Source organism: Peribacillus sp. P4_C12 (assembly GCF_056402095.1).
The window spans coordinates 1-8,903 of record NZ_JBFUIB010000130.1; the positions used below are offsets into that span (position 1 = coordinate 1).

An 8,903-nucleotide genomic window follows, 5' to 3' on the forward strand; every position below is an offset into this window, starting at 1 on the left:
GGGTAAAGTTAGCGGTATACACACTTGCACACCCTTCGTTAGCTGTCATCGATCACCATTTCCCGGAATCAACACTTTGGAAATCGATTTTCTGGGTTGTATTAATCGGTATTGTCATAAGTGCATGGATCATTTCAAGCAAAAAAGAAAAAGAAAAACAAATACAAGAAGCATAAAAAAAATCAGGCGTGCAAGTCACGCCTGGTTTTTTTTGTAAAATAAAATCCATTATATGGTTTTCGGGAGTGACCCACAAAAATTCAGAAGCTTTTACGAACGATATGTTAAAAGAAGTGAATATTAAATTTGGGTAAAAAAAATGACAATTGTCCCATTGGTTTGGTGAGAAAACTAGAAAAAAGTTATTATACTGTAATTGCACTGTAATAAACGAGAAAAAACTAAGTATTTTTTCATGTGGATATATTTCGTGATTTCGATATCATTGAAAAATAGTTCTTTTGGTACTGTCTTTTAGACTCCCTCCGCTTAAGATAAATATGTTGATCGTTTTAACCGTTCAACAGGAGCGAGGTGAGCAGATGCTTGGTTTGTTGTTTACAGCATTCAAAAAAAAGCGTTCTTTAGAAGAAACCGTTTTGAAAATTCAACAAGGCGATATTAGCCTTCGTAACGATATTATAGAATCATTTAAGCCTTTTATAGCCAAAGCCGTCTCGTCAGTATGCAGACGCTACATATACGAATCAGATGATGAATTCAGTATTGGATTGATTGCTTTTAATGAGGCGATAGATAAATATTCCCCTGAAAAAGGCCGTTCTTTGTTGGCATTTGCCGAAACCCTTGTTAAGCGAAGGGTTATTGATTACTTAAGAAGCCAGTCAAGAAGCAAAGAAATCATTCTGGATTTTTCTCAAAACGAAGAAAATGATCAAAGCCAAATATATCTGGATAATGAAAATTCCATGCAGGAATACGAAAAACAAAAGGAATCAGAAAAAAGAAAAGAAGAAATTCAACTTTATATAAGACATCTACAGGATTTTGGTCTGTCGTTTGATGATCTCGTTGAAAACTCTCCAAAACATGAAGATGCAAGGAAGGGAGCGATAATGATTGCTAAATTGTTAATGGACGATGACGACTTGAAAGAAATCCTGTTTACAAAAAAGCGGCTGCCAGTAAAACAGCTTGAGGGAAAGGTAGATGTAAGCAGAAAAACAATCGAACGGAATCGAAAGTATATCATTGCTGTTGCAATAATAATAAACGGGGATTTTTTGTATTTGAATGATTATATAAAAGGGGTTATTAATGGATGAAAAAAGGAGTTATTCTTTCAATAAATAAGCGTTTTGTAACCCTATTAACCCCCGAAGGCGAGTTTCTAAAAACCAAAAGACAGGAAAGAACTTATGAAGTGGGCGAAGAAATCACTTTTTCACCTTTTAAACCAAAAGTAACTTTATCTTTTTCTAGCTTTCATTTATCTTTCAAAAAAAAGGCGGTGCTTAGTGTAGCAGCTGCCCTTCTGATTCTCTTTTCTGTTCTACCATCGTATTCTTCTGAGCATGTCTCTGCATATATGACAATTGATGTGAATCCAAGTATTGAACTAGAGCTGAATGATCAATTAGAGGTTCTCAAACTTACCAGCTTAAACGAAGATGGTAAGCTTGTTATTGATAAGTTGACGAACTGGAAAGGTAAAGAAGTTAAGACGGTCACAAACGGAATTGTTGAAACAACAAAGAAACTTGGTTATTTGAAAGGAAATAAACAAATAGTTGTTTCTACAACGTTATTGGATAAAGATAAAAAACTGGATAAGAATTTAAAAGAAGAGATTAAAGAAATTTCAGAGCAGGGAAATGTTTCACAAACAAAGATGAAAGTTATTCAAGCAACGAAAACTGATCGGAAGCAGGCTAGGAAACAAGGCATATCTACCGGGAAATATGTTGAAAAGAAGTTGAATGAGGATAAAGAGAAAGTTAAAGTGAACACAAGGGAACCTGCAACGGATAAAAATGTCGAGGGTAATACCGAAACCTTGGAAGAGAAGAGAGAATCGCAGAGCAATAAAAACAAATCGAATCAAGAAAAGGAAAAAGTGAACAATCCAAGTGAGAAAAAGGAAAAAACAGTAATCAAAGACGAACTAACCGAAAAAAGGGAAATGAAAAAACAATATAAGCAAAAGAAGGAAACATCAGATAAAAAAGAAAAAAATGGACAATATAGACCATATAACGGAAAAAACAAAGAGAGAAATACCTTTCAAGAAAAAAATAAAGAGAAAAATACCTTTCAAGAAAAAAACAAAAAACCGAACGAAAAATCAAATAGAGACCATAGCAACCATTCAAAAGACAAGCAATCGAAAGAGCGGAAGTGGGTGAAATCAAATGAAAAGACTGAACAGAGAATTGATAAGCGAAGACACCCATCAGTCAAAGAAAAAGCAAAAGAAAGTGAAAAAAGTAAAGACCATCGTATAAAGCACGAAACTAAAAAGGGAAATAAGACAGAACGGAATAAGAGGGAAATGAATCATAAAGAAAACGGTAATGAACGGAATATTAAAAAGAGTCCAGCTTAGAAAGCTGGACTCTTAGCCATTGATATTCAATTGTAATAGGATTTATTGACCTTTAAGTTGAGATTGAGCTTGCTGAACAAGACGTTTTGTAATTTCTCCACCAACTGAACCATTGGCACGTGCGGATGTATCGGAACCTAATTGTACACCGAATTCTGATGCTATTTCATATTTAATTTGTTCAAGTGCTTGTTCGATTCCAGGAACAAGAAGGTTGTTACTGCTGTTAGCCATTTGAATCTCCCCTTTACGTTTTCAACGGCTTTTGCCGCTGTAATGATAGTATAAGTAGAAAAAGGAGTTTTACTTATGTATGCAGTATCAAACTTATTGGTAAACCTGCCTTATTGTTGCAAGTAAGACAGTTTCAAAAGAGAATGGAAAAAAGAATGAAAAAAGGGTACACTAGATTTTTAATGGTTATGTGATTCACATAATTATAAAGGAGTAAGAAAGGAAAACTCTGTATGTTTGCTATCAAAAAACTATTAGCAAAGTTAACACCAGCACAGCTTATCGTCGGTTATTACTTTTTAGCTGTCAGTATCTCGACCATACTGTTGAGTCTACCCGTTGCTATAAGGCCAGGTGTAGAATTAGGTTTCATGGATGCTTTATTCACAGCCGTAAGTGCAGTTAGTGTGACAGGTCTAACAGTTGTTAGTTTGCCCGAAGTGTATAATGAGGTAGGCTATTTCATTCTAATGTTTGTTCTCCAATTTGGAGGTATTGGCATTATGACACTTGGAACGTTTTTCTGGTTGATTTTGGGTAAGAAAATCGGCTTGAAGGAAAGACAATTAATCATGACCGATCAAAACCAATCGAATCTTTCGGGGCTTGTTAAATTATTGATTCAAATCATTCAGATATTTGTCGTAATTGAAATGATTGGAGCTCTTGTTTTAGGCATTTACTTTCTGAATTATTATCCAAACTGGAAAGAGGCCTTTTTAAATGGCTTATTTTTAGCCGTAAGTGCCACCACGAATGCTGGTTTCGATATTACCGGTACTTCAATGATTCCATTTAAAGATGATTATTTTGTGCAGTTTATCACGATTATCCTGCTTACCCTTGGAGCTATTGGATTTCCGGTTTTAATTGAGTTGAAAGAATTTGTATCCAATAGTGCACGTACTTATAAGTTTCATTTTTCTTTGTTTACAAAACTGACATCAGTCACTTTCTTGTGCCTTATAATTGGGGGAACTATCCTTATCTTCCTGCTGGAGATGAACGGATTTTTTAAAGATAAGAGCTGGCATGAATCATTTTTCTACTCTCTATTTATGTCATCGAATACGAGAAGCGGTGGCCTAACAACGATGAATGTGAGCGATTTCTCGGAACCCACCCTTTTATTGATGAGCATCTTGATGTTTATTGGAGCATCTCCTAGTTCAGTAGGAGGAGGTATCCGGACAACAACCCTCGCTATAATGATTCTCTTTTTATGGAATTTTATGAGGGGAAGGCGATCTATTAAAGTATTCAAACGGGAGATACATCCTGATGATATTCGTAAGGCGACAGCAGTTATGATTATGGGATCCCTATTATGCATATTGGCAGTATTCATTTTAGCAATCACTGAGGATTTTACTTTGATGCAAATCATTTTTGAAGTATGTTCTGCCTTCGGTTCTGTGGGTCTTTCAATGGGTATCACTCCCGAACTCAGTAATATCGGTGAAATTGTAATTATGATTATTATGTTTATTGGCCGGGTCGGAATTACGTCCCTCCTCTATATCATTGGTCATAAAGAGGTTACGGAGAATTACCATTATCCAAAAGAACGCGTCATTATTGGATAATGATTTAGCTATATCAGAGACCTTTCCATTGCGGAAAGGTTTTTTGAGTTGTTTGCAGGAATCGAAGCAATTATGTTGAAATGTACCTATAAGATAATTAATTACCATTTTAATGTAAGGTATATGCTGAATTCAAATCCTAACTTGCTGGAATTTAATCGAATATTTTTTTTATTATTTTGGTAAGGAGGTGGAGGAAATAAAGAAATACGTTGGAAGGATTTTTGTTCCTGCACTATTTTTTATATTAATATTGCCATTTATAGGATGGATGTATATTGAAGTACATAAAGTTTCCACCTTTGCAGGAATATATATAGTCGCAATTGTATCTATAGCTTGGTTATTAGGCGCTACCTATGATAAAAACCGAAAAATGATTGAGTTATTGAAGGATAGTGAAGGGCGTTATCGAATTTTCTCTAAGTACTCGAAAGAATTGGTCAATAGCTTCAATGAAGTTATATTCCAAACAGATGAGAAAGGAAAATGGCTATATTTAAATCCTGCCTGGAAATTGATGAGTGGTGCTACTGTTAACGAAACTCTCGGGCTTCACTTTTCTAAAAGTATGGATAATACTTCGTATCAAGAAGTATTGAAAACGTTTGCAGAATCCTTTCATCAAGGAAAAAAATATTTTCGTGTGGATATTAAATTGAATAATTCGAAAAAGGAGACGACCTGGGTCGAAGCATTTGTCAAATTAATTCATGACGAGGCAGGGAAATTCATCGGAACGGCAGGAATATTATCAGAAATTAATGAACGGAAGCATGCAGAGGAAAAGCTTGTAAGTCTGAATGAAAATTTAGCGATTACTTCCAGTAAATTATCTACGGCTGCCCAACTTGCTGCAGGGATTGCTCATGAAGTTAGAAATCCCATGACAGCGATTTTAGGTTTTGTAAAACTGATCAGAGACGGGGGTGCCGATAAACAGGAATACTATGACATTATTTTTTCGGAAATTAATCGAATCGAGCAAGTCCTAAATGAACTATTGCTGCTTTCAAAGCCAAGTGAAGAGGAGTTTCTTAAGAAAGATTTAAAAAAAACCTGCAATCATGTGATTACTTTGTTGGAAACCAATGCCGTACTTAATAATATTCAAATTCATAAAAATTATAATGAACAGTCGATTTATATATATTGTGATGAAAATCAAATCAAACAAGTACTAATAAACCTTATAAAAAACTCCATTGAATCGATGACAGATGGCGGAAATATTTTTGTGAATATCTATGAAAAAGACAATGAAGTTTATATAAGCATTTTGGATGAGGGGGAGGGGATTCCAGAAAACTCTCTTCAAAAAGTTGGTGAACCATTCTTCACTACGAAATCAACGGGAACAGGATTAGGACTTTCAGTATGTTTTAAAATCATTGAGAAACATGGTGGTAAAGTATTCATTACTAGCGAACTAAAAAAAGGTACGAAAATCGTTTGTGTCTTCCCGATAGTTGAACCAAGAGATATAGATGTTCTGAAGCAAGGAAGTGGATTAGCAGGAAATTAATTTATTTAATTATTGAAAAAAAAGGAAAAAAAGTTGTATGCTGTAAAAAGAAAGTTAACATACTAACCGGTTAGTGAGTTGAAAGGGAGGAATTAATTTGAACTTTGAACATACACAAAAAGTAAAAAATCTGGAAAAGAAGTTAACAGAATTTATGGAGAAATACGTATACCCAAATGAATCGGTGTATCATAAGCAGCTCGAAAAACAGAATAGCCGCTGGAGTGAAATACCGCCGGTTTTATCTGAATTAACTGCAAAAGCAAAGGAAGAAGGACTCTGGAATTTATTTTTACCGGAAAGCAATTATGGAGCCGGTTTAACCAATCTTGAATATGCGCCGCTTTGTGAAATTATGGGAAGATCGATGATAGGACCCGAAATTTTTAACTGTAATGCGCCTGACACTGGGAATATGGAAGTACTGGTTCGTTATGGTACTGATGAACATAAAGAGCGCTGGTTGAAGCCGTTGCTTGCTGGGGAAATCCGCTCATGCTTTTCAATGACAGAGCCAGAAGTGGCATCTTCTGATGCAACCAATATTGAGTGCCGAATTGAAAAAAGCGGTAGTGAATATGTAATAAACGGTCGGAAATGGTGGTCTTCTGGAGCTGGTGATCCACGATGTAAAATTGCTATTGTTATGGGTAAGACCGATCCAGACACTTCTAAGCATGAACAACAATCTATGATTCTCGTACCGCTGGATACACCGGGAGTCAAAATTGAGAGAATGCTTCCTGTTTTCGGTTATGATCATGCACCTCATGGACATGCTGAAATAACTTTTGAAAACGTGAGGGTCWCAAGCGAGAATATTCTTTTGGGTGAAGGGAAAGGGTTTGCTATTGCTCAAGGAAGGCTCGGACCTGGAAGAATACATCACTGTATGAGGCTTATCGGAGCTGCAGAAAGAGCGCTTGAAGAATTATGTAAGCGTATTCAAAAGCGTGTCGCTTTTGGAAAGCCTTTGGCGAGACAAGGTGTGATTATGGAATGGGTGGCAGATTCCCGTATTGAAATTGAGCAAGCCAGGCTTTTGACTTTAAAAGCTGCCTATATGATGGATACTGTAGGAAACAAGGAAGCGAAGGCGGAAATTGCCATGATAAAAGTGGTTGCACCTAACATGGCATTAAAAGTGCTGGATCGTGCCATTCAAGGGTTTGGCGCAGCAGGTATATCTGATGATTTCCCTTTTGCGGCTCATTGGGCAAATGCCAGGACATTGAGGCTTGCCGATGGTCCGGATGAGGTACACCGTTCGCAAATCGCTAAAATTGAACTTCGCAAACACCAAAAACATGAGGTGAAAATATGAAAGCGACTGACCTATTTGATTTAACCGGAAAGACAGCGATTATAACAGGTGGAGGAAGAGGGCTTGGAGAACAAATAGCGACAGGCTTTGCCGAAGCAGGGGCCAATGTGGTTCTTTGTTCCAGAAAGAAGGAGGCATGTGATGAAGTTGCATCGCATATCGAGAAGCTGGGAGTGAGGGCGCTTTCCATCAAATGTGATATTACCAACCCGGTAGATGTACAGGAAGTAGTGAACGTAGCTTACAGAGCATTCGGATCTATAGATATTTTAGTAAATAATAGCGGGGCATCCTGGGGAGCTCCTGCCGTTGATATGCCCCTTGAAGCCTGGCAGAAGGTAATGAATGTCAATGTGACTGGAACCTTCATCATGAGTCAGACTGTAGGTAGGATCATGATCGAACAGGGTTATGGAAAAATCATAAACATTGCTTCTGTCGCGGGACTGGGCGGGACGGATCCAAGGGTCCTTGATACAGTCGGCTATAATACGAGCAAAGGGGCGGTAATTACCTTAACAAAGGATTTAGCCGTTAAATGGGGCCAGCATAATATTAATGTAAATGCGATAGCACCTGGATTCTTTCCGACAAAAATGACCAGAGGTGTTCTTGAGAAAGGGAAAAATCCTATCTTGGAATCCACTCCGCTTAAAAGGTTAGGGAGTGATGATGATTTAAAAGGGGCTGCGATTTTCCTAGCCTCGAAAGCCTCCGATTATGTGACCGGGAATATCTTAATTGTTGATGGGGGTTCGCATGCAATGTAATGAAAAGTAATTAAATATGGCTGGAGGGTATGTAATGATGAATGAAAAAAAGTGGCTGTCAATGTATCCTGATTCAATACCTAAGGAAATAAAAGTTCCTGAGTTTCCGATGCAGCAGATCCTTAAAAACACATTTCAGTCCTATCCAAACAATACAGCAATTACTTTTTATGGTCGAAAGATTTCTTATCAGGAGCTTTTCTTTGCATCACAAGCTTTCGCTTCAGCTCTTCAACAAAAGAGTGTCCAAAAGGGTGATCGTGTAGCAATAATGCTCCCTAACTGTCCGCAATACGCCATAGCTTACTACGGCTCATTGACTACAGGTGCCATTATTACACAAATCAATCCAATGTTAGTTGAAAGAGAGTTGCAGCATATTTTACAGGACTCTGGTGCCGAAACAATTGTGGTGTTAGACGGACTATATCCAAAAGTGAAAAGTGTACAGAAGAATGTAAATGTGAAAAATATTATTGTAGTCAGCCTCCAACCATCTGATGCAGATTTCCAACCTGATATTTCATTTGACCAATTTATAAAAACAGGCGATGGCAACATTACTCCAGTAACAATTGATCCGGGAAATGATATAGCCGTACTTCAGTATACAGGAGGCACAACGGGACGATCGAAGGGTGCAATGTTGACACACAGCAATATACTGGCTAACGTAGTTCAATCTTATGAGTTCTTCAAGCATGAACTAAAAATAGGTTGTGAACGAACGTTGACGGTCATACCACTTTTTCATGTGTTTGGAATGACGTCTGCAATGAATTTATCGGTGTATATTGCGGGTGATTCAATTATGCTGCCACGGTTTGAAATAGAGGAAGTATTAGAAACAATTAAGCGTGAACAGCCTACCATTTTCCCTGGTGTACCTACTATGTAC

Annotated in this window: 8 protein-coding genes and 1 pseudogene; 8 read left to right on the forward strand and 1 reads right to left on the reverse strand. The window is 37.2% G+C overall.

What is annotated here, in order from left to right; translation table 11 throughout:
* From AC1DUW_RS15730 to AC1DUW_RS15740, 3 genes and pseudogenes are all read left to right on the forward strand, one after another.
* Positions 1-176: pseudogene (locus tag AC1DUW_RS15730) on the forward strand (TerC family protein); the annotation flags it as partial.
* Between the two features lie 366 nt (positions 177-542).
* Positions 543-1,286, forward strand: a complete 744-nt coding sequence (gene sigI / locus AC1DUW_RS15735; protein ID WP_053345106.1) for an RNA polymerase sigma factor SigI — start codon at positions 543-545, stop codon at positions 1,284-1,286.
* Entirely contained in the window at positions 1,283-2,566 is a 1,284-nt protein-coding gene (locus tag AC1DUW_RS15740; RefSeq protein ID WP_477642925.1) for an anti-sigma factor domain-containing protein, read from the forward strand. Before sigI ends, AC1DUW_RS15740 begins: the two co-directional genes overlap by 4 nt.
* A 42-nt stretch (positions 2,567-2,608) precedes the next feature.
* On the opposite strand, the gene AC1DUW_RS15745 is transcribed toward AC1DUW_RS15740, so the two are convergent.
* Positions 2,609-2,800 (reverse strand): alpha/beta-type small acid-soluble spore protein, encoded by a 192-nt coding sequence (locus tag AC1DUW_RS15745; protein ID WP_034314196.1) that lies wholly within the window; start codon positions 2,798-2,800, stop codon positions 2,609-2,611.
* A gap of 233 nt (positions 2,801-3,033) precedes the next feature.
* Here AC1DUW_RS15745 and AC1DUW_RS15750 point away from each other — a divergent pair, with 233 nt between their 5' ends.
* From AC1DUW_RS15750 to AC1DUW_RS15770, 5 genes are all read left to right on the forward strand, one after another.
* Positions 3,034-4,386: a TrkH family potassium uptake protein gene (locus AC1DUW_RS15750; protein WP_053345108.1), complete on the forward strand. Its 1,353-nt coding sequence runs from the start codon at positions 3,034-3,036 to the stop codon at positions 4,384-4,386.
* A 271-nt stretch (positions 4,387-4,657) separates the two neighbouring features.
* Positions 4,658-5,911, forward strand: coding sequence for an ATP-binding protein (locus AC1DUW_RS15755; protein ID WP_477642926.1), 1,254 nt, complete (start codon positions 4,658-4,660; stop codon positions 5,909-5,911).
* Positions 5,912-6,008: 97 nt separating this feature from the next.
* Complete coding sequence (locus AC1DUW_RS15760; protein ID WP_477642927.1) at positions 6,009-7,235, forward strand: acyl-CoA dehydrogenase; 1,227 nt, start codon at positions 6,009-6,011, stop codon at positions 7,233-7,235.
* Complete coding sequence (locus tag AC1DUW_RS15765; RefSeq protein WP_057213377.1) at positions 7,232-8,005, forward strand: SDR family oxidoreductase; 774 nt, start codon at positions 7,232-7,234, stop codon at positions 8,003-8,005. Before AC1DUW_RS15760 ends, AC1DUW_RS15765 begins: the two co-directional genes overlap by 4 nt.
* Before the next feature lie 34 nt (positions 8,006-8,039).
* The coding region (locus AC1DUW_RS15770) for an AMP-binding protein (RefSeq protein WP_477642928.1) at positions 8,040-8,903 on the forward strand (864 nt) is incomplete at its 3' end.